Annotated in this window: 17 protein-coding genes and 3 pseudogenes; 12 read left to right on the plus strand and 8 right to left on the minus strand. The window is 40.5% G+C overall.

Features of this window, described 5'->3' with window-relative positions; all coding sequences use genetic code 11:
• Positions 1–14: 14 nt before the first annotated feature.
• Entirely contained in the window at positions 15–1,019 is a 1,005-nt protein-coding gene (locus JFU50_RS11530) for a FecCD family ABC transporter permease (protein WP_201222656.1), read from the plus strand.
• Complete coding sequence (locus JFU50_RS11535) at positions 1,016–2,071, plus strand: FecCD family ABC transporter permease (protein WP_201187367.1); 1,056 nt, start codon at positions 1,016–1,018, stop codon at positions 2,069–2,071. The genes JFU50_RS11530 and JFU50_RS11535 overlap by 4 nt, the downstream gene beginning before the upstream one ends.
• An 80-nt stretch (positions 2,072–2,151) precedes the next feature.
• On the opposite strand, the pseudogene JFU50_RS11540 reads toward JFU50_RS11535, so the two are convergent.
• From JFU50_RS11540 to JFU50_RS11555, 5 genes and pseudogenes are all read right to left on the minus strand, one after another.
• Positions 2,152–2,364, minus strand: a pseudogene (locus JFU50_RS11540) (zinc ribbon domain-containing protein); the annotation flags it as partial.
• A pseudogene (locus JFU50_RS31740) lies at positions 2,365–2,553 on the minus strand (helix-turn-helix domain-containing protein); the annotation flags it as partial.
• Positions 2,554–2,822: 269 nt separating this feature from the next.
• A pseudogene (locus JFU50_RS11545) lies at positions 2,823–4,182 on the minus strand (IS1182 family transposase).
• Positions 4,183–4,499: 317 nt separating this feature from the next.
• On the minus strand, positions 4,500–5,033 hold the full coding sequence (locus tag JFU50_RS11550; RefSeq protein WP_053348586.1) for a YceI family protein: 534 nt from the start codon (positions 5,031–5,033) through the stop codon (positions 4,500–4,502).
• A 209-nt stretch (positions 5,034–5,242) separates the two neighbouring features.
• Complete coding sequence (locus tag JFU50_RS11555; RefSeq protein WP_201225061.1) at positions 5,243–7,435, minus strand: MMPL family transporter; 2,193 nt, start codon at positions 7,433–7,435, stop codon at positions 5,243–5,245.
• 533 nt (positions 7,436–7,968) lie between these two features.
• Here JFU50_RS11555 and JFU50_RS11560 point away from each other — a divergent pair.
• From JFU50_RS11560 to JFU50_RS11580, 5 genes are all read left to right on the plus strand, one after another.
• Positions 7,969–9,546 (plus strand): catalase, encoded by a 1,578-nt coding sequence (locus JFU50_RS11560; RefSeq protein WP_242486077.1) that lies wholly within the window; start codon positions 7,969–7,971, stop codon positions 9,544–9,546.
• Positions 9,547–9,737: 191 nt separating this feature from the next.
• On the plus strand, positions 9,738–9,968 hold the full coding sequence (locus JFU50_RS11565) for a CsbA family protein (RefSeq protein ID WP_053348589.1): 231 nt from the start codon (positions 9,738–9,740) through the stop codon (positions 9,966–9,968).
• Positions 9,969–10,184: 216 nt separating this feature from the next.
• The gene (gene uvrB, locus JFU50_RS11570) at positions 10,185–12,170 is read left to right on the plus strand and encodes an excinuclease ABC subunit UvrB (RefSeq protein ID WP_201187355.1); all 1,986 of its coding nucleotides are present in this window, start codon (positions 10,185–10,187) and stop codon (positions 12,168–12,170) included.
• 6 nt (positions 12,171–12,176) lie between these two features.
• Entirely contained in the window at positions 12,177–15,056 is a 2,880-nt protein-coding gene (gene uvrA, locus JFU50_RS11575) for an excinuclease ABC subunit UvrA (protein WP_201187352.1), read from the plus strand.
• 232 nt (positions 15,057–15,288) lie between these two features.
• Positions 15,289–16,389: a DUF4097 family beta strand repeat-containing protein gene (locus tag JFU50_RS11580; RefSeq protein WP_057216271.1), complete on the plus strand. Its 1,101-nt coding sequence runs from the start codon at positions 15,289–15,291 to the stop codon at positions 16,387–16,389.
• A gap of 41 nt (positions 16,390–16,430) precedes the next feature.
• On the opposite strand, the gene JFU50_RS11585 is transcribed toward JFU50_RS11580, so the two are convergent.
• Positions 16,431–17,105 carry an N-acetylmuramoyl-L-alanine amidase gene (locus JFU50_RS11585; protein ID WP_201187349.1) on the minus strand — a complete coding sequence of 225 codons (675 nt, stop codon included), beginning with the start codon at positions 17,103–17,105 and terminating at the stop codon, positions 16,431–16,433.
• Positions 17,106–17,289: 184 nt separating this feature from the next.
• Here JFU50_RS11585 and hprK point away from each other — a divergent pair, with 184 nt between their 5' ends.
• From hprK to JFU50_RS11610, 5 genes are read left to right on the plus strand one after another with little or no spacing between them, the layout of a single operon-like run.
• A complete protein-coding gene (gene hprK / locus JFU50_RS11590; RefSeq protein ID WP_201187347.1) occupies positions 17,290–18,225 on the plus strand; it encodes an HPr(Ser) kinase/phosphatase in 936 nt (311 codons plus the stop codon).
• Positions 18,226–18,256: 31 nt separating this feature from the next.
• Positions 18,257–19,069, plus strand: coding sequence for a prolipoprotein diacylglyceryl transferase (lgt, locus tag JFU50_RS11595; protein WP_201187345.1), 813 nt, complete (start codon positions 18,257–18,259; stop codon positions 19,067–19,069).
• 27 nt (positions 19,070–19,096) lie between these two features.
• The gene (locus tag JFU50_RS11600; protein WP_057215882.1) at positions 19,097–20,041 is read left to right on the plus strand and encodes a nucleoside recognition domain-containing protein; all 945 of its coding nucleotides are present in this window, start codon (positions 19,097–19,099) and stop codon (positions 20,039–20,041) included.
• The gene (ppaX, locus tag JFU50_RS11605; protein WP_201187341.1) at positions 20,031–20,699 is read left to right on the plus strand and encodes a pyrophosphatase PpaX; all 669 of its coding nucleotides are present in this window, start codon (positions 20,031–20,033) and stop codon (positions 20,697–20,699) included. The genes JFU50_RS11600 and ppaX overlap by 11 nt, the downstream gene beginning before the upstream one ends.
• On the plus strand, positions 20,696–21,214 hold the full coding sequence (locus tag JFU50_RS11610; RefSeq protein ID WP_056524482.1) for an acyltransferase: 519 nt from the start codon (positions 20,696–20,698) through the stop codon (positions 21,212–21,214). The genes ppaX and JFU50_RS11610 overlap by 4 nt, the downstream gene beginning before the upstream one ends.
• 36 nt (positions 21,215–21,250) lie before the next feature.
• On the opposite strand, the gene JFU50_RS11615 is transcribed toward JFU50_RS11610, so the two are convergent.
• Both JFU50_RS11615 and JFU50_RS11620 read right to left on the minus strand, forming a co-directional pair.
• Positions 21,251–21,394 carry a hypothetical protein gene (locus JFU50_RS11615; RefSeq protein ID WP_201222658.1) on the minus strand — a complete coding sequence of 48 codons (144 nt, stop codon included), beginning with the start codon at positions 21,392–21,394 and terminating at the stop codon, positions 21,251–21,253.
• A 65-nt stretch (positions 21,395–21,459) separates the two neighbouring features.
• Positions 21,460–22,095 carry a class D sortase gene (locus tag JFU50_RS11620; RefSeq protein ID WP_056524485.1) on the minus strand — a complete coding sequence of 212 codons (636 nt, stop codon included), beginning with the start codon at positions 22,093–22,095 and terminating at the stop codon, positions 21,460–21,462.

Below are 22,095 nucleotides of genomic sequence, written 5' to 3' on the forward strand. Positions count from 1 at the left end.
GAAGGTAATTGGATATGTTATTAAAAAATACATGGCAGAAATGGATGGGAATATTTACTACCATTGTTTTGCTGCTTTTTTTACTGTGCTCAAGCATCGTATACGGTTATACGAATACAACTTGGCAAATGGCCATTGACGCATTTACACATTTCAATGGATCAAATGAACATATTGTTATTCAATCTGTAAGGCTTCCCCGCGCTCTTATCGCATCTGCAGTTGGTGCAAGTCTAGCAATCTCAGGTGTATTAATGCAAACTCTAACTAAGAACCCACTCGCTTCTCCTGATATATTTGGGGTCAATGCTGGGGCTGGCTTGGCGGTTGTTACTGGAGTCACCATATTTGGAATAAGCAATCTTCAAGTATTCACTTGGCTGTCTTTTATTGGAGCCGCTATAGCAGCGGTAAGTATATATATGATTGGTAGCATGGGCCGAGGCGGTTTAACACCGATGAAGCTGACATTGGCTGGTGCAGCAATGACAGCCATGGTATCTTCGCTAACACAAGGTCTTCTTGTCTCAAATGAGGCACTTTTAGAGCAAGTTTTATTTTGGCTTGCAGGGTCAGTTTCCGGTAGGAGTTTGGATAATTTAACTGCAGTGTTTCCGTATCTTGCAGTTGGATGGGTCCTAGCCTTATTTACATCTGGAAAAATGAATGTGTTATCTATGGGTGAAGATGTTGCAAAAGGTCTTGGCTTAAATATAGTTTTTCTTAAGATTGTGCTGGGACTGGTAGTTATCCTACTAGCAGGAGGATCAGTAGCGGTTGCTGGTCCAATTGGCTTTATTGGGATTGTTGTTCCCCACCTTACCCGTTTTATAGTAGGTATTGACCATCGCTGGTTAATTCCTTTTGCTGGACTTTTAGGGGCGGTGCTTTTGCTTGCAGCTGATATCATATCTAGGTATATTTTGATGCCACAGGAAGTTCCAGTCGGAGTTATGACAGCTATTATCGGAACCCCATTCTTTATTTATATTGCCAGAAAGGGGTTCAGCGGTCGATGAAGTCATATAAGAACTTTCGTTTATTCAATGAAAGAATATCATTCCTAATGGACAAAAAAGCTATAATTGTTGTTTTTGTATTATTTTTGGTTACTGCTTTAGTGTTTGTGATCAGTACAGGGATAGGTGAAATGAATATTCACCCTTTGAGTGTCTTACAGGTCTTCCTTGGAGGAGGAACTGAGGGTGATCGCCTTGTGATTCAGTCTTTCCGTCTGCCGAGAATTATTGTGGCACTTTTGGTAGGGATGGGTCTTGCAGTAGCAGGGGGGATTCTTCAGGGGATGATTCGAAATCCACTTGCCTCACCTGATATTTTAGGAATAACTGGAGGAGCAACTGTAGCTGTTGTTGGTTTCATGGCTATTTTTAGCGACAAAAATCATTCTTTAACAGTGAGTATTAATTGGATGCCGCTAGCTGCGTTTATTGGTGCCACAGTTGTTGCATTACTTGTTTATTTCTTAGCATGGAAAAATGGAGTTCCCCCAATAAGACTTGTATTGATTGGGATAGGAGTCATGGCTTTAATGAAAGCCCTCACTACTATGATGATGATTCTTGGTCCCATCTATCAAGCAAGCCAGGCAAACCTTTGGATTACAGGATCAGTGTCTAACTCTAGCTGGCAAAATATCGCCGTGCTTGCGCCATGGACCATCCTATTTCTTTTACTAGCCTTTCTTTATGCAAGAAATATTAATTTACAAGAGCTGGGTGATGACTTGGCAACCGGGCTTGGAGGGCAAGTTCAAAAACAGCGATTTACATTATTGATGATAAGCACAGCTTTGATAGGTGGTGCTACTGCTTTTGCAGGAGGTATTGGTTTCGTTGGATTAATGGCTCCTCATATGGCTAGAAGGCTGGTAGGTTCAAGTTTTGGAGTGTTATTGCCCACTTCAGCCTTACTAGGCGGTATCCTAGTTATGATCGCAGATTTGATTGGGCGAACCTTATTTTCACCATTAGAAATACCTGCTGGTGTCTTTACAGCAAGCATTGGGGCGCCATACTTTATTTATTTACTTTATAAAACTAGGAACTCTTGAACTGCCCACCACTTATCGACCTTACGGTCTGATTGAAGTGGGGGATTCCTAAGAACATTAGCCTATCGGCCAATTTTTAATTAGGCTACTCCCGTAGTTCCTACGGTTAGAAGCCTTATGGCTTCATTCATTAGATTGAGTCCTGCGTTAATATCTCGATCGTGGTGAGTAGAACAAAAAGGACAATCCCATTCACGAAGATTCAGATGTTTAACGTCTTTATTTTGATAACCGCAGCTAGAACACAATTGGCTAGAAGCAAACGTTTTAGATACGGTCACGATTTGTTTGCCTAGAAAGAAGTTATAGACAAAACGGGAGCAGCCGATCGTTTTATTGATTAGGACTAGTTGTTCTTTAGTTGGATAGATTCGAAATTTATAAGCTTTGTTTACGACCATTGGTTTCACCCCCTTATAGTTATTATTAATCACAGAACGTATGTTTGTCAAAAGATTACTTTGGCTTATGCCAACCGCCATTCATCTCTCCCTTACCGATGGGCTCTCGCCCTTCACACGCTTGAAGAGGGAGTCTTCTGGCAGGAAATCATAAATGCTAAACATGATGGATCAGGATATTTATAATACTTGTTTTCGTATGCAAAAACAAAAGAAGCAGCTATCCTAACGGATAGCTGCTCAGTTTGTAGACAAAAGGGGTTCGGAATGTTTTAATTCCGGACCCCTTTTGAAATTCCCTTTGAATTTTGCTCATGATTAAGAGATTGGGCCTCTACGAGCCCACTTTATTAAGCCATTCTTGGACCTTGCCATGTCCAATTGGCTATCTTCTTTAAATTCATGGCAGCGAAAGTAAGCATCGCCTGCATCGACAATTTTTTAAGTCCCCTTAAAGTAGTCCAACGCATACCATGCTTTTCTTTTGCATCTGCGAATACACGCTCTATTGTTTCTTTACGTTTCGCATATATAGGTTTTACATCCTTGTGATGACGCAGATGATCTGCTTCTTCCATATAATTTTGCCAGATATGGCGTGTCACCACTTTTTGATGGTCTTTGCTTACTGTACACTGTGATAAAAATGAGCATGTCGCACAAGTGTGTTTGGGTGATTTGTACTCGCGATAGCCCTCTTTATTTGTTGTTGAGTACTTTAAAATCTCGCCCGATGGGCAGAGATAACAATCAAAATGTTCATCGTAAACATAGTCATGCTTGCGAAAGAACCCTTCTTTTGTTCGTGGACGTGTATAGGGTAAAGCTGGTGTGATTTCTTTCCCAAAAAGGTAGCTTGTAATGGCTGGTGTTTTGTAAGTCTGCATCTGCGGCAACAGCTTCAGGTTTTCCAACTTTCTCAATCACTTGTTCAACAAGAGGCTCTAAGATATGACTATCATGCGTATTTCCCGGTGTTACAATCGTCCCCAGCACAAAACCGTTGCGGTCCGCAGCCGCATGAAATGAATAGGCAAACTGTTTTGTTCGTTCATCTTTTACATAGTAGCCACTCTCAGGGTCAGTTGTACTTTCTTTAATTTCTTTGGTTTCTTCTTTATCAAATTTATCCGGTGGAAAAGGCTTCTTTCCATTGTTTTCACGATCTTGATTTATTTCTTCTTGAAGGCGTCCTTGATATGCTCGTGTTTCCTTACGAACGATTTTCTTTTCGAATTTTCGCTTATTCGCACTGGCTTTCACATGTGTTGAATCAACGAATACGTGCTCTGCACTTATTAACTTTCTTTCTGAAGCTGTCATTAAGATACGATAAAAAATCCGTTCAAACAGGTCTGTATCTTTAAAGCGACGCTCATAATTTTTCCCGAACGTTGAGAAGTGAGGTACTTTATCATGGAAACCGTAACCTAAAAACCAACGGTAAGCCATATTCGTTTCAACTTCTTCAATCGTTTTACGCATCGAACGAATACCGAAGGTATATTGAATGAATGTCAATTTAACTAAAATAACTGGATCAATACTTGGGCGGCCTATCTCTGAATACATCTCTTTCACCAAGTCATAAATGAAAGTGAAGTCAATGGCCCCCTCAATTTTACGAACCAAATGGTTCGCTGGCGCCAGTTGATCCAAAGTAATCATTTCAAGTTGATCTCGCTGAATAGAATTATGTTTCGAAAGCATCGTCATCACCTCAAGTTTTAATACTTCTATATTAAAACAAAAAGGACTGTAGGCAAAAGTGGTTATATCTAATTGTTAAAACAAAGTTGATTGGAACGGAAGGTGCGAGACTCCTGCGGGAAATGCGTGTCCAAGGGAGACCCCACAGGCGCAAAGGCGCCGAGGAGGCTCCCTGACCGCCCGCGGAAAGCGAGTGCCTGGAGTGGAAATCAACGTCGAATTTTTACAACCCCTCAAAAAAACTGTAGACAAACTCGATTTTCATCGAGTTTGTCTACAGTCTGAGCAGCTATCCTAACGGATAGCTGCTTTTAATATTAGGCTTCTTTAGCTGCTTCTATTTCGATGGTAAGTGTGATTTGGTCGCCTATAAGAACGCCGCCTGTTTCTAATGCTGCATTATAGGTTAAACCATAATCGCTGCGTTTAACTTTACCTTTTCCGCTAAACCCTGCTTTTTCATTTCCCCATGGATCTTTTCCTTGACCTTCAAATGTAATAGCGAATGTTTCCTCATTAGTAAATCCATTAAGGGTTACATCACCTGTCACATCGTACTCATCATCACCTGTTTTCACAATTTTCGTTGACTTAAACGTTAAAGTCGGATTTTTTTCTACATCAAAAAAGTCAGCTGAACGCAGGTGATTATCTCGGTCTGCGTTGCGTGTATCGATACTTGCTACATCTACAGTAAAATCTATTTCAGCTGTTGTTAAATCAGATGGATTTGCAGAAATGTTTGCCTCGAATTTATTAAAACTCCCTTTTACTTTTGCGATCATCATATGTTTTACAGAAAATTCAATTGCACTGTGAGTCGGATCAATTGCCCATTTGGTATTTGTCATTGTTTTTTCCTCCTAGTATATTAATCTTGAATTTATATATCTTTAATTTGAGATATTTGAACTTGATGTAATTATAAGAGGTTAGCTTACTAGTGTCAACTGGAATTTTTCCTTAATTTTGAAAAATATACAAAAAACCTGTGCCGATGTTACGAGGCGCAGGTTATTTAATACTTTATTTTCTTAAAAAATAAAACTAACTTTCTTTATTATTGGGCACTTTCTTTTTCTTCATGAATAGCGACTTTACTTGGCCAGAAGGCATGGCGCCCAAGCTGCGCGGTAATCGCTGGAACAAGGAATGGTCGAACGATGAACGTGTCCATTAACACACCGAGTGCGGTAATGAGTCCGAATTGAACCAGTACTTGAATTGGCAGTGTAGCAAGAACAGAAAAAGTGGCTGCTAAGATGATGCCAGCTGAGGTGATGACCCCACTTGTTTCGGCGACTCCTTCTCTGATTGCCTGTTTGATAGGCATTGTTTTTTTCTTGCGCCAAATACTCGAAACCATAAAGATATTGTAATCCTCCCCAAGGGCGACAAGGAATACGAATGAATATAGTGGAATTGTACCTTCAATTGCTTCCACTCCCATGAAATAGTGGAGGATTATCCAACCTAAGCCCATAGCGGCAAAGAAGGAGAGGATGACCGTTCCCATTAAATAAATCATAGCTGTCACAGAGCGCAAGTAGGCTAAAAGGAGCAAGGAAATCAAGACGATAATGATTGGGATAATCATAAATTCATCGGTCTTAACCGTATCTCTTTTATCAAATTGAGTGGCTGTTTGCCCTCCAATCCATACTTTTTCATCAACAGCTGAGATATTGGCGGCTTTCAGTTCTTTTTCAGCTAGGCTGCGAATGTCAGGAATTGAATTTATGGCTTCAATATCGTACGGATTGATATTGAATGTGACTTCATATGACTGCAAATCCTTATTGGATTTACTGTTAATAGGATCTGTGACACTTTCAACCAGATTCATCTTTTTTAGTTCATCTGCCAAGTCGATGTCCTTACCATCAGTATCGACAACCACTGTGGCTGGTGCAAGTTCTCCGGGTGTGTATGAGTCGGAAATGACCTTATATCCTTCACGGGAGTTCATATCTTCAGGGAATGAAGATAGAATATCGTAGGAATATTTTATTTGAGATGAATAGCACGCTAATACACTGAAGATAATCAGGCATGTAAGAATGACAGTCCATGGTTTGGTTGTTACGATATTCCCAATCCAATTGCCGATGCGACCTGCTTCTTTATGTTTCTTAACGGGTTTGCCTTTTTTCTTCGCACGTGATTCTTCCATTTCTGGTGTGCGTGGAACGATAGGGAAGAAAGAGGCCCGACCGAATACGGAAAGTAGTGCAGGTACGAGTGTTAAGGCTGCTAACATCATGATTAAAATGGATAAGCTGAATGGTACTGCGAAACGATGATAGGCTCCATATTTGGCTACAAGTAAAGTTAGTAGAGAGATTACAATCGTAAGTCCACTCATCGCAATGGCACCTGATGAATCCTTAAAGGCTGCAATCATGGCTTCTCGTTTACTTTCATGATGTCTTAATTCACTTCTGTAGTGGGAGATTAAAAATAGACAATAATCCGTTCCTGCACCGAATAATAATACGGTCATAATGGAAATAGCCTGAGAATCAACTGTAATCCAGTCGTGATCTGCCATAAATCCAAGGATTGGACTGGTGACAAGATAGGCGAAGCCGACTCCGATAAGTGGAATAATGGCTAAAAGTGGGGAGCGGTAAATTAGTAATAACACGACAAGTACAAGTATTACTGTCGCAAAAAGTAATTGGAAATCTGCACCTGAAAATAATCCAGTTGCATCGACAGAAATTCCAACCGGGCCTGTTACACGAAGTGATAAATTTTCTGTATTTGTTTGAACTTTCAACGGGTCAAGGCCAACGCGCTCTGTTACTATTCTATAAATAATTTTAAGGTTTTTTTCTAATACAGCGGTCTCAGTTTTCTCCTTAAAGAAGAGCGGCTGTACGAAAGTCGTACCATCTTCTGAAACAGATCCCTGCAGCGCAGGCAATGGGATTTCATGAAGAGGAGGTAAAAATGATTGTTGTGTTAATGGATTCTCTGTCAATTCCTTGGAAAGGTATTGAACCTCGGCCAAGTCGGCTTCTGTCAGTCCACCTTCCCGATGCCATGTAAGTAAAGCGGGTATCCCTGAGGAATTCGGGAACTCTTCTTTAATGAGCTTATCAGCCACGACAGAAGCTGAGTCTGCAGGCAGGTCAGCGGTATTATTGGATGTGCGATCCTTAACATCCGGTAACGTTATTGTTAATATTGTAGCTGCAATTATCCAGACAGCGATGACGACCCAGCGGCTGACCTTTCCTGTCATCATTTTGCTTAGTCTTCCTAATAATGTTTCATCCAATGAAGGCACCTCGCTTTTGAATTTTTTTATTCTATCCTTAATTATAATGGAGCTTTGATGACATATACAAAAATGGGTATGCTCGTCTTCTCACAAAAAAGGCCTTGAATAGCTTTCCATTCAAAGCTTTTTCATGATTATAGAAATTTAAATCAAATTTAAGTGTTTTTTTAACCCAATCTCCCCCAGTAGTTACTATCAATTTTTCCTCTAGGTTTGATTGGGGATTGGTGAAAAATCCTAATTCTACTAATTAGCTGCTTGATTAAATAACCTCGAAATTTCACGTTTTGTATCGTGGTCTTTCAAGTTTGTTTGTTTTCTGAATTCAGATTGTATAGTTTTAGCTAACTTTTTTTCATTAACATTGGTTACCAGGTTTAAACCGCAGAACTTGGTCTTACAATATCTTGAATAATGTTGAAGATAGACGAGTAAGATTTGGGAATTAGGGTAAGGTAAAATGTATTATGGTTTTAATTAGCAAAGGAGGAAATGTTTTGTCTGAAAAATCTAAAAGAACAAATGATAACTCAGAAAAAACGTTAACAAACCGGCAAGGGCACCCCATCACGAATAATCAGAGTATCCGAACGGTCGGTAACAGAGGCCCAAGTACACTAGAGAACTACGACTTTCTGGAAAAGATTAGTCACTTTGATAGAGAACGGATTCCAGAGCGGGTCGTGCATGCCCGCGGTGCAGGCGCCCATGGCTATTTTGTTCCGACTGGTAAAGCAGGGGACGAGCCGATTTCAAAATATACGAGAGCTAAGGTATTTCAGGAGGAGGGTAAAAAAACACCGGTATTCGTCAGGTTTTCATCTGTAATTCATGGAGGGACTTCACCAGAAACGTTACGTGACCCTCGTGGATTTGCTGTTAAATTTTATACAGAAGATGGAAACTGGGATCTTGTCGGAAATAACCTGAAAATTTTCTTTATCCGTGATGCCATGAAATTTCCGGATTTGATTCACGCTTTTAAACCTGACCCGGTCACGAATATACAGGACGGGAGAAGAATTTTTGATTTTTGCTCAAGCTCTCCTGAAACATTTCATATGGTTACGTTTTTGTTCTCCCCTTGGGGCATTCCAGCTAACTACCGCATGATGCAGGGATCTGGTGTTAATACCTATAAATGGGTGAATGAAGAGGGGAAAGCAGTCCTTGTTAAGTATCACTGGGAACCTAAACAAGGGATAAAGAACTTGACACAGAAAGAGGCTAATGAAATTCAGTCTACGAATTTCAATCATGCCACACAGGACTTATATGAAGCAATCGAACGTGAGGAATATCCGGAATGGGATCTCAACGTACAGATTATGAGTGATGATGATCACCCTGAATTGGATTTCGACCCGCTAGATGATACAAAGATTTGGCCAAAAGATGAATTCCCGTGGCTGCATGTTGGTACGATGGTATTGAATAAAAACCCGGAGGACTATTTCACTGAAGTGGAGCAGGCTGCATTCGGTACGGGCGTCCTAGTAGATGGACTAGACTTCTCGGATGACAAGATGTTACAAGGGCGTACGTTCTCTTATTCTGATACACAACGTCACCGTGTAGGAGCAAATTATCTTCAATTACCGATTAATTCACCGAAAAAACCAACAGCAACCAATCAAACTGGTGGACAAATGCAATATGAAGTTGGCAGAGGAGATCAAAGTCCTCATATCAACTACGAACCATCAACTGTAGGTGGTTTAAAGGAAGCCAAGCAAACTGGCAAAGAGTATACACCTTTTATAGAAGGAAAACTTGTTCGAGAAACAATAGATCGGCAAAGTAATACGAAACAGGCTGGTGAAACATTCCGTGAATTTGAAGATTGGGAAAGAGATGAATTAATCTCCAATCTTGTGTCAGCATTAGCTCCTGCAGATCCACGCATTCAGGAAAAAATGGTTGCTCTTGCTGAGGAGGCTGATGAAGAATACGGTCGCAGACTGAAAGAAGGTTTAGCTTCAGCTTCTGAACATACAGAGTCTTCAAAACCTATGGGAGGGACAGATAACCCAGAGGAAGGAGCTAGAAAAGGACATGACGCAGATCCGTATTAACAGATGGAAAAGAGGCAAACTTCCTTCTTAGAAGGGGTTTGTCTCTTTGCTTAATAAGAATAAATTTGTAATCGTGGTAGAGCCAACCTTCCGAACAATTATTAAATATAGTAGGAAATAGATTGGCAAAAAACTTCATAATCATTTAAACTGAAACTATTCTATTTTTCTCTTATAAAGGAGATGAAAAAATGATTAAATTTCTTTCTGCCCTTTTCTTTCCTTGTCTACTTGTTATGCTATTTTCAAGGGTCACCTATAATAATATCGTGGGTCTTGTTTTAACAGTTGCGTTGATTACAGCTTCTGCATATAAAGGTTATACGCATACAAATTTATTAATCATCGTTGACGCACTGTCACTGACAGTGGGATTTTGGTTGTCAAAAAGAATGATGAAACGAACATCAAAGAGCGCCTGACATAAAGGTGCTTTTTTTGTACTTCTTCCTGTTATTACTCTCGACATCTAAAGATTATAAAAAACCAAAAATAGAATAGATGTTCGCTTTTGCTGGTTTGTTTTGAGGCTATTGTGGTAGAATGTGTATATATACTTTCTAAAACCGGAATAAATAGAAGGGATATAGTATATCCCGTTTTTTATATAAAAATATTTCAGTAGGAGGCTATGCTTGGTGAAGGATAAGTTTGAGTTAGTCTCAAAATACTCTCCTCAAGGAGATCAACCTGCAGCAATAGAAAAGCTTGTCGATGGTGTAAAAGAAGGAAAGAAAATGCAAACATTGTTGGGGGCAACGGGTACAGGGAAAACATTTACCGTTTCTAATGTCATTCAACAAATAAATAAACCGACGCTTGTCATTGCCCACAATAAAACGCTGGCAGGGCAGCTTTATAGTGAGTTCAAAGAGTTTTTTCCTAATAATGCTGTTGAATACTTTGTTAGCTATTACGATTACTACCAACCAGAAGCCTATGTGCCTTCCACTGATACATTCATTGAAAAAGATGCAAGTATCAATGATGAGATTGATAAACTACGTCACTCGGCGACATCCTCTTTGTTCGAACGAAAAGATGTGATCATCATTGCCAGTGTTTCTTGTATTTATGGATTGGGTTCTCCAGAAGAGTATCGGGAGATGGTGGTATCTCTCCGCACAGGCATGGAAATAGATAGAAATACATTGTTGCACAGACTTGTGGACATTCAATATGAGCGGAATGATATTGCATTTCAACGGGGGACTTTCCGGGTTCGTGGTGACGTGGTCGAAATTTTCCCGGCCTCCCGTGATGAACATTGTGTACGGGTCGAGTTTTTCGGGGATGAGATTGATCGTATTCGTGAAGTCGATGCCCTAACCGGTGAGATTACTGGTGAACGGGAACATATCGCAATTTTTCCAGCTTCCCATTTCGTAACTCGTGAAGAGAAAATGAAGATCGCCGTTCAAAATATCGAAAAAGAGCTGGAAGTACGATTGAAGGAATTGAGGGAGGATGAAAAACTGCTTGAAGCTCAGCGCTTGGAGCAGCGGACCCGTTATGATTTAGAAATGATGCGGGAAATGGGTTTTTGTTCGGGTATCGAGAACTATTCACGCCATTTAACCCTCCGTCCCTCAGGTGCAACACCATACACCTTGATGGATTACTTTCCAGAAGACTTTCTATTAGTTGTGGATGAATCACACGTAACCCTTTCACAAATCAGGGGCATGTTCAATGGAGATCAGGCTCGTAAGCAAGTGCTCGTTGATCATGGCTTCCGCCTGCCTTCTGCAAAAGATAACCGTCCACTCCGATTTGAGGAATTTGAAGAAAAGGTTCATCAATCTATATTCGTCTCGGCAACTCCGGGACCATTTGAACTCGAACACACACCGGAAATGGTTCAGCAGATAATCCGTCCTACTGGCTTGCTAGATCCTACGATTGAAGTACGACCAATTGAAGGCCAGATAGATGACCTAATAGGTGAAATACAGGAGCGGGTTAAAAAGAATGAACGGGTACTAATTACGACCTTAACGAAAAAGATGTCTGAAGATTTAACTGATTATTTAAAGGAAATTGGAATCAAAGTTCAATACCTGCATTCAGAGGTAAAAACATTAGATAGGATAGAAATCATCCGAGAATTACGAATGGGCAAATACGATGTGCTGGTTGGAATCAATCTTTTACGTGAAGGTTTGGATATTCCGGAAGTGTCGTTGGTTACGATTCTCGATGCTGATAAAGAAGGCTTCCTTCGCTCAGAGCGTTCACTCATCCAAACGATGGGCCGCGCTGCTCGTAATGCAAGCGGCCACGTTATTATGTATGCCGACCGTATTACGAATTCAATGGAACTTGCGATTAATGAAACGAAGCGGCGCCGTGAAATTCAGGAAAGATACAATAAAGAGCATCAAATTACACCGCAAACCATTCAAAAGGACATTCGTGACTCCATCCGGGCTACTCATGTAGCCGAAGAAGGTGAAGAATATAAAGAAGACCTTGCTCCAAGCCTCGCGAAGTTGCCTAAAAAAGAGCGCGAAAAAGTGATGGTAAGCATGGAAAAAGAAATGAAGGAAGCAGCAAAAGCACTAGACTTCGAACGTGCTGCCGAGCTGCGTGACTTATTACTAGAGTTAAAAGCGGAAGGGTGACGAAACATGGCAATGGAGAAAATTGTGATAAAAGGCGCCAGAGCCAACAATTTAAAGAATATTGATGTCACGATACCTAGAGATAAACTCGTCGTGATAACAGGATTATCTGGATCTGGAAAGTCTTCCTTGGCTTTTGATACGATTTATGCAGAAGGTCAAAGACGTTATGTAGAATCACTGTCCGCTTATGCCCGTCAATTTTTAGGCCAAGTGGATAAACCGGATGTCGATGCGATTGAAGGATTGTCACCGGCGATTTCTATTGATCAGAAAACGACGAGCCGGAATCCTCGTTCAACTGTGGGGACTGTCACGGAGATTTATGATTATTTAAGATTGCTATATGCTCGAGTCGGCCGGCCAACCTGTCCGATCCATCATATAGAAATTACCTCTCAAACGATTGAGCAAATGGTAGATCGCATCCTTGATTACCCTGAGCGAACTAAGCTTCAAGTATTGGCACCGATTGTTTCAGGTAGAAAAGGAACGCATGTAAAAGTTTTAGAAGAAGTAAAAAAACAAGGGTATGTCCGCGTTCGTGTGGATGGGGAGATGCACGATCTTAGTGAAGAAATCACTCTCGAAAAGAATAAAAAGCATTCTATAGAAGTCATTATAGACCGAATTGTTATTAAAGAGGGAGTCATGGCACGGCTTGCGGATTCATTAGAAAGTGCTTTGAAGCTTGGTGAAGGCAAAGTCATCATTGACGTAATGGGTGAAGAAGAACTACTGTTCAGCGAACACCATGCCTGCCCATACTGCGGCTTTTCCATCGAAGAACTAGAGCCGAGAATGTTTTCCTTCAATAGCCCGTTCGGGGCCTGCCCTGATTGTGATGGCTTGGGAGCGAGACTTGAGGTGGACCGTGATTTGGTCATCCCGAATAAGGAATTAAGTCTGCGTCAACATGCGATTGCCCCATGGGAACCGACGAGTTCTCAATATTATCCTCAGCTTCTTGAAGCGGTAGCCACCCATTATGACATAGATATGGATGTGCCAGTTAAAGATATACCGGATGATAAATTGGAGAAAATTTTATACGGTTCAGGTAAAGATAAAATTTATTTCCGCTATAAAAATGATTTTGGAAGAGTGCAAGAGGGACATATTCTATTTGAAGGCGTCATAAGAAACATCGAGCGGCGTTTTAAGGAGACGAACTCAGATTATATTCGTGAACAAATGCAGAAATATATGTCGGAGCACCACTGTCCAACATGTAAGGGACATCGGCTGAAAAAAGAGAGTCTTTCTGTGCTTATTCAAGGGGTTCATATAAGTGAGACTACCGCTTTATCGGTAGAAGAAGCTTTAGTATTTTTTGACGAGCTTGATTTGACCGAAAAGGAAGCTGCAATTGCGAGATTGATTTTACGTGAAATCCGGGAGCGGCTCGGTTTCCTAGCCAATGTCGGTTTGGAATATTTAACGTTAAGCCGAGCAGCCGGAACATTATCAGGCGGTGAAGCCCAGCGTATTCGATTGGCAACACAGATTGGTTCCCGTTTGACTGGTGTTCTTTACATTTTAGATGAACCGTCTATAGGATTGCATCAGCGAGATAATGATCGATTAATTGAAACATTAAAGAATATGCGCGAAATTGGAAACACGCTGATTGTTGTTGAGCATGATGAAGATACGATGCTTGCGGCGGATTATTTGATTGATGTCGGACCAGGTGCAGGCGCTCATGGTGGAGAAATCGTGGCTGCTGGAACCCCGGAAGAGGTCATGAATAACCCTAAATCTTTAACCGGCCAATATTTATCAGGGAGGAAATTTATCCCGCTGCCATTGGAACGCCGGAAAAATGACGGCCGTGTTATTGAAATTAAAGGGGCCAAACAAAATAACCTAAAAAACGTTAATGTTAAATTCCCGCTTGGAGTTTTTACAGCTGTCACAGGAGTCTCAGGTTCGGGGAAAAGTACATTAGTGAATGAGATTCTTCATAAGTCATTAGCTCAAAAGCTAAACCGCGCCAAAGCTAGACCAGGGGAGTTTCGTGAAATTAAAGGAATCGAGCATTTAGATAAGGTCATTGATATTGACCAATCACCTATTGGTAGAACGCCACGCTCTAACCCAGCAACCTATACAGGTGTATTTGATGATATTCGTGACGTTTTTGCTTCAACGAATGAAGCGAAAATCCGTGGCTATAAAAAAGGACGATTCAGTTTCAATGTGAAGGGCGGTCGTTGTGAAGCCTGCCGTGGTGACGGAATTATCAAGATTGAAATGCATTTTCTTCCTGATGTCTACGTTCCGTGTGAAATCTGTCATGGTAAACGTTATAACCGGGAAACGCTTGAAGTGAAATATAAAGGTAAAAACATTTCCGACATTCTCGATATGACTGTTGAGGAAGGGGTTAGTTTCTTTGAAAACATCCCGAAAATCAAGCGGAAGCTACAAACGATTTATGATGTTGGTCTGAGCTATATCAAGCTTGGACAGCCGGCAACCACTTTATCGGGCGGTGAAGCGCAAAGGGTGAAACTCGCTTCTGAATTGCATCGCCGTTCAACTGGCCGCTCTTTTTATATCTTGGATGAACCAACTACCGGACTTCATGTCCATGATATAGCGAGGTTGCTCGAAGTCTTGCAACGGCTGGTAGACAATGGGGATACTGTTTTAGTAATAGAACATAATCTTGATGTCATCAAAGCTGCGGACCATATTATTGACCTAGGTCCAGAAGGCGGGGATAAGGGCGGAACGATTGTCACTTACGGTACGCCTGAAGAAATATGTGAAGTTTCCGAATCATACACAGGGAAATACTTAAAGCCTGTTCTGACCCGTGACCAAATTAGAATGGAAAAATTGATTGAAGAAAAAGAACAAGAGCATGAACATGCATAAAAAAACAAGCCAGTTGGCTTGTTTTTTTATGTGGAAATATGACAGCGTCAATTTAATTAATCATTTGATTAAAACCCATGAAAGCTAGATATTTCCGGGGAAATTCCACTTTGCTCTTTTCGAAAATTGTCGCAGCACCTTGTCGAGAAATGGGAATTAGTGTATTTATGAAACTTTTTAGATTTCTAGGCGTATGTATGAATAAAATGATTTAAGAAAGCGAGGAATGTTCATGCAGGAAGAAAGAAAGAAAATTTTAGAGATGATTCAAGATGGAAAGTTGACTGCGGTAGAAGCAATGAGTCTTTTGGAAGACTTAGAAAAAGCTAGTCAGGAAAGTGAAGCGAAAGAGCAGAAACTACAAAATGAATTATCAACCGTAGTCGTGGATAAGAAAAGCGAGGACAATACTCAGGACACGTTCAAGAAGAATATTCAGTCATCAAAGGAAAAGATTATTGATTTTGTTGAAAGTGCTTTTAAGAAGATTAAAGAAACCGATCTTGATTTCAACTTTGGAAAATCAGTTGATGTCAGTCATATTTTCCAGCATGATTATGAGGTTCTGAATGGAGTCGATATAGATATAGCCAATGGGAAAATAAAAATTGCTACTTGGGATCATAAGGATGTACGGGTTGAATGTCAGGCAAAGGTATACAGGGTGGAGGATATCGAAGAAGCGAGAAAAAACTTTTTAGAGGATGTTCACTTCTCGATTGAAGAAGGGAAAATGAGGTTTAAGGTTTTCGAAAAATCCATTAAAGTCGATGCGGTTTTGTACATTCCTCGGAAGGAATATGAGGACATTCAGGTAAGGTTGTTTAACGGTGCTATAACCGCCGAATCATTGGAATCCAATAAACTCAAAGCAAAAACAGCCAATGGTGCGATTCATATTTTACAGGGTAATGGTGAGTCGTGCGAGCTCGAAACAGGTAATGGAACGATCACCATTTCAGATACAAATTATAATGACTTGGAAGCTGAAACCTTAAACGGTGCTATTAATGCGGATGGTTATTTCAAAAAAATAGATGTGCAAACTTTTAATGGTGAAATTGTCTGCAAAAACTCCGAGCTAGATTGCGACTCTATACATGCTAAATCGATTACCGGAAAAGTCCAGCTGATCCTGCCGCCAGGAAAGGCAATCGAGGGAGAGTTGAAATCTAATTTAGGAGGTTTTAACGTAAGCTTGGAAGGGATGACCATCATCGAAGAAAAGAGTGATGTGGTTCAAAAGGTCCTTAAGTTTAAGACTGCTAAAGAGGAAGTTCCTGTGCTTCATGTATTTGCAGAAACCAAGACTGCAGCGATAACAGTTTCCTAGTGAAAATGAAAGCCCACCAGTTCAAATTGGGGGGCTTTCATTTATTTTTGTACGCTAATGATTGCTTTGTAACCATCTTTGGCTAACCTTTTGACAAGAGCCTCTGCATTTTTCTTTTCTGTAAAGGCACCTATTTGAACTTTATACATAATGGGGTTTACATCAGCTTGGAGGTTATAGTATGCGAGGATGCTTTTAGCAATAGATTCTCCGCATTTTTTCCGGTACGCCGTAGTTTTTAAAAGAGATGCTTCTTTTTGATTGGTCATAAACCCGCATTCGACTAAAATGGCCGGACATCTTGTTTCGCGTAAAACCTGGAAATTGGCGGTTTTTACCCCTCTATTTTTTAACTGAGTAGCTTTAACAAGTTCGCTTTGGACCTTTTCAGCTATGGAAAGTGACTCTTTCGGTCTCGAGAGATAAATGAACGTTTCAATTCCATTTGCCTCATGCCAACTTCCAGAACCAAAGGCGTTTGCATGAATGGAGATATATAAGTCAGCTCCGAGTGAAATGGCTCTGTTTATACGTTCCTTAAGTGGAACATCTCGCCCGTCTTCATGAACAAAATGAACGGTGACTGCTTTTGATTTTTCTAAATAGAACTTCGTAAATTCAGCCGTTTCCCTATTGAATTCATATTCCTTCATACCCTCAGGAGATTGTTTGCCGGGAGTATTATACCCATGCCCTGCATCAATAATGATTTTCATGTAATTCTTTCCTTTCCAAAAATACTTTATCCATTATTATAATCAAACGAGTGGAATAAAAAGTAGCATGTTCATCAGAAAAAAAGAATAAATCGATAATGCTTTGTTTGGTTATTAACAGAAAAATGCTAAAATAGAAAAAGTATCGCTAAAAATAGTATCGCTCCAAAAGGAGGAAAGATATATGGCAAAAGTCCGTACAAAAGATATAGTTGAAGCATTCGGTCTAGAACTTATCAGCGGAGAAGAAGGAATTAATCGCCCAATTGTCACTAGTGACTTATCTCGTCCAGGACTTGAAATAGCTGGTTTTTTTGATTATTATCCTGCGGATCGAGTACAGCTCTTAGGTATGACGGAGATGTCGTTTTTTAATCGACTGAATGAGCCGGATCGAATACAGAGGATGGAAGAACTATGTAGGGACTTTACACCAGGCATTATCATTACGCGTGGTCAGGAAGTGCCAATAGAGTTGATTGAAGCATCTGAGCGGGAGTCCGTTCCTGTGATGAGATCTAATATGAAGACTACAAGGTTGTACAGCCGTCTGACCAACTTCCTTGAAAGTAGACTAGCACCAACTACAGCCGTTCATGGTGTATTAGTAGATATCTATGGCTTAGGTGTATTGATTACTGGAAAAAGCGGGGTCGGTAAAAGTGAGACAGCGCTTGAATTAGTGAAACGGGGCCATCGACTTGTTGCAGATGACTGTGTAGAAATCCGTCAGGAAGATCAGGATACGTTAGTCGGGAATGCTCCTGATTTAATTGAACATCTTCTTGAAATCCGAGGGTTAGGAATCATTAATGTAATGACGCTATTTGGGGCTGGTGCTGTCCGGAGCAATAAAAAAATCTCGATAGTCATTAATCTTGAACTATGGGAAAAAAATAAGCAATATGACCGAGTTGGTCTTGATGAAGAAAAAATGAAAATAATTGATACGGAAGTTACGAAAATAACTGTACCTGTCCGCCCCGGACGAAATTTAGCTGTTATTATTGAAGTGGCAGCCATGAACTATCGTCTAAAACGGATGGGAGTAAATGCTGCAGAACAATTTTCAGATCGTTTGAATCATGCAATTGCAGAACCGGATCATGATGAATTTTAATGAATAGGTATATAGGAAAAGAGGGGACGAAATGGAACAAGCTATACAGCCGCTGAATCCGATTGCAATTGATCTCGGGCCAATCCAGATACATTGGTATGGTCTAATTATCGGTTTCGGAGTGTTACTAGGTCTTATTATTGCTTTAAGGGAATCTGAGCGCAGAGGTCTTGATAAAGAAATATTTACAGATATGATATTGTTTGCTGTTCCAATTGCGATTATTAGTGCACGTATTTATTATGTCATCTTCCAGTGGGAGTACTATTCACAAAATCCTGGGGATATCATTAAGATATGGAATGGTGGAATTGCAATCCACGGTGCGTTAATCGGTTCGGTACTGACCGCGATAGTCTTTGCTAAGGTGAAGAAAGTCTCGTTCTGGAAGTTGGCTGATATCGCTGCACCGAGTTTATTGTTAGGTCAAGCAATTGGCCGTTGGGGTAATTTTATGAATCAGGAAGCGCATGGAGGAGAAATAACAAGATCGTTCTTGGAAAATATGCATCTGCCTGAATTCATTATTAACCAAATGTACATAAATGGAACGTATTATCATCCAACCTTTTTGTACGAATCGCTTTGGAATATTATCGGTGTAATTATTCTTCTAAGTTTACGTAAAGTGAACCTGCGTAGGGGCGAGCTATTTTTAACGTATGTATTCTGGTATTCTATTGGCCGTTTTTACATTGAAGGACTAAGGACAGATAGCTTGATGTTAACGGAGTCACTACGTATCGCACAAGTGATTTCCATTGTGTTAATCGCTGTTGCTATTGCATTAGTGATCTTTAGAAGGGTCCGTGGATATGCCGAGAAAAGATATTTAGATGCTTAGAGAAAATGTGTAAAGGGAGAGGGCATAGTGATAGTAGATTCAGTTAAAAAGGGGCTCCTTTCTGGCTTGAATACAACTTGGTCATTGGGAAAAGTGATTTTTCCAGTTACGTTGATTGTTACCGTGCTTCAATATACACCTGTATTGCCATGGATCATTAACTTGATAGCACCATTGATGAATCTCATCGGCCTTCCTGGTGACGCAGCAATCCCGCTTGTTCTAGGGAATTTTTTGAACTTATATGCAGCGATTGCAGGCATATTAACGCTAGACCTGACTGTGAAAGAGGTATTTATTATCGCAATGATGTTATCTTTTTCACATAATTTATTAATTGAATCAGGTGTGGCGATGAAAACTGGTGTCAAGTTGTGGATCATTTTAACTGTACGGATTGGACTGGCGCTTTTGTCTGCGGTTGTCATCAATCTCGTTTGGCAGGGCGGATCGGAAATGGCACAAGGAATTGCTATCCGGGAGACAGCCGAGATTACAGGGGTTGGTGCCATCCTTTTACATGGGGTTATGCAAGCTCTTTCCGGAATAGCCCAACTGGCGGTTATCGTTATCCCGCTTATGGTCGCCGTTCAAATCATGAAAGATTTAAAATGGCTAGAAGCTTTCTCAAAAGCTCTTGCTCCTTTTATGAGAGTTTTAGGGATGAAGCCAAATGCCTCTATGCCATTTGTAACAGGGTTGACGCTTGGTCTTGCATATGGGGCAGGTGTAATGATTCAAGCAGCGAAAGAAGATAATGTCTCGAAGAAGGATATGACGATTGCATTTATCTTTTTAGTTGCTTGTCATGCTGTTATAGAGGATACACTAATTTTTATTCCACTGGGGATTCCGGTTTTGCCGTTATTACTTATCAGATTAATCACCGCTATTGTGCTTACTATGGTGGTCGCTTATATTTGGAATCGGACTGACAGTGTGCAGAGGAAGGAAGCCGTATATGAACAGTAACATAACTACATTATTATTTGACCTTGATGGAACGTTAATCAATACTATTGAATTGATTATCGACTCTTTTACAAAAACTTTAGATCATTATTGTCCGGGACAGTTCAAGCGGGAGGATATTATTCCATTTATCGGCCCGACTTTGGTTGATACGTTTTCGTCTATAGATCCGGAACGTATAGATGAAATGATCGCTTTCTATCGGGAGCACAATTGGAAGAATCATGATTTACTTGTGACACAGTATGACGGTGTGTTTGAAACAATTCAAACTTTGATGCAGAGTGGCTATAAATTGGCGGTCGTTACGACGAAGAGACGTGATGTCGTCGAAAAAGGTCTGCGTTTAAGCAAACTTGACCAATTCTTTGAAGTCGTGGTCACTCTGGATGATGTGGAAAAAGCCAAGCCGGATCCAGAGCCGCTGGTAAAAGCGTTAAACCAACTCGGTTCGGTTCCTGAAGAGGCAATCATGGTTGGAGACAGTTATCATGATATTCTTGGTGGGAAAAATACTGGTACCAAAACAGCGGGGGTCGCGTGGTCGATTAGAGGACGTGAATTTTTAGAAAGCTATCATCCTGACTATATGCTAGAGCAAATGGCTGACTTACTGAATATCATAGAGATTGAAAAGCATACAGAGGTTAGAAAATGAGACGCACGACCCGCTATCCGGTAGAAGGGGCTAATTCACTTTGGCATGTGTATAAGACCGTACCATTCTGGAAAGTCGTGAAGAACTTTGTGGTGATTCAGTTAGCGCGTTATACACCGTTTTTAGGCATGAAGAATTGGCTTTACAGGACTTTTTTACATATGAAAGTTGGAAAGCATACTTCATTCGCCTTGATGGTCATGCCGGATGTGATGTTTCCAGAAAAAATATCTGTGGGGAAAAATACTGTCATCGGCTATAATACGACGATTCTTGCTCATGAATATTTAATTAATGAATATCGGTTAGGAGAAGTCGTGATTGGAGACGAAGTATTGATTGGAGCCAACTCAACTATTCTCCCAGGACTTACAATTGGAAATGGATCGATTGTCTCTGCTGGTACACTAGTCCATAAAGATGTTCCCGAGGGAGCTTTTGTCGGAGGAAATCCAATGAAAATCATTTATACAAAAGAGGAAATGCTGAATCGGGAACAGCAAACTTCTTTATGAAAATAAGGACTTACCATTCTATGTGGCAAGTCCTTTTTAATGTAATTTGGGGTATAGTGAAGTCAATTCATTCTTTATTTGGCCGATGAATTCGTCAATCGATATATTCTCTTCGTTAGTTGTAGTATCATACGTATTTTTTAATATTTGAAAAAACTTATCCTGAGCTTTTTTATCCATTTTGAATTTGTCCTCCTACCCTTTTTTTATGGAGAGAGGGCTGCAAAAGCATGCAGCCCTCATTTTTAATTGTCTATTTCCGATTTAAGTAAATCAGCGATCAGTACATACCTTTCAGGTGCATTACCAATATATGAGAATGGGTAGCAGGTTGTTACAGTAAGTGTGGATTTAGGCTTGGGAACAATTACCGTACGGTCATCAGCATCAACGATACGGACCTTCCTCACTTTATAGGTAAACGTGCCAGCTTCTGTTTTGGTAATAAGCAAGTCACCTTTTCCAACTTCACCAAGCTTTCTGAAAATGGTATCTCGATGTCCAGATAAAACGGAATTATCCATCTCACCTGGTAGGACCGACTCAGCGAAATGACCGACACCCTTTTCAAGTTCATCTTCATTCGTTCCATGGTAGATCGGAAGTGTTGCCTCAAGCTTTGGAATATAAAGCTCACCTATTAAATCACCTGTTTCCGGTCGTGTATCATATAGTTCATCCTCGTCCGGAGTATCAGCCTTTGTTTCTGGGTGTTTAGCTGTTGCCTCAGTTGTTTCAGACTTATTCCATTTATATATGGCATATCCTTTTAACAGTGTATAAGCGTTCGTCGTTGTAAAATAAAAACCCACGATCAAAAAGCAGGCCGCAGTGGCAATCAACCATCTTTTTTTGTGCTTAGAATGCCTATTTTCGCTCAT

Origin of the sequence: Peribacillus sp. TH14 (genome assembly GCF_016651145.1) — a bacterium.
Taxonomy (GTDB): Bacteria; Bacillota; Bacilli; order Bacillales; family DSM-1321; genus Peribacillus; species Peribacillus butanolivorans.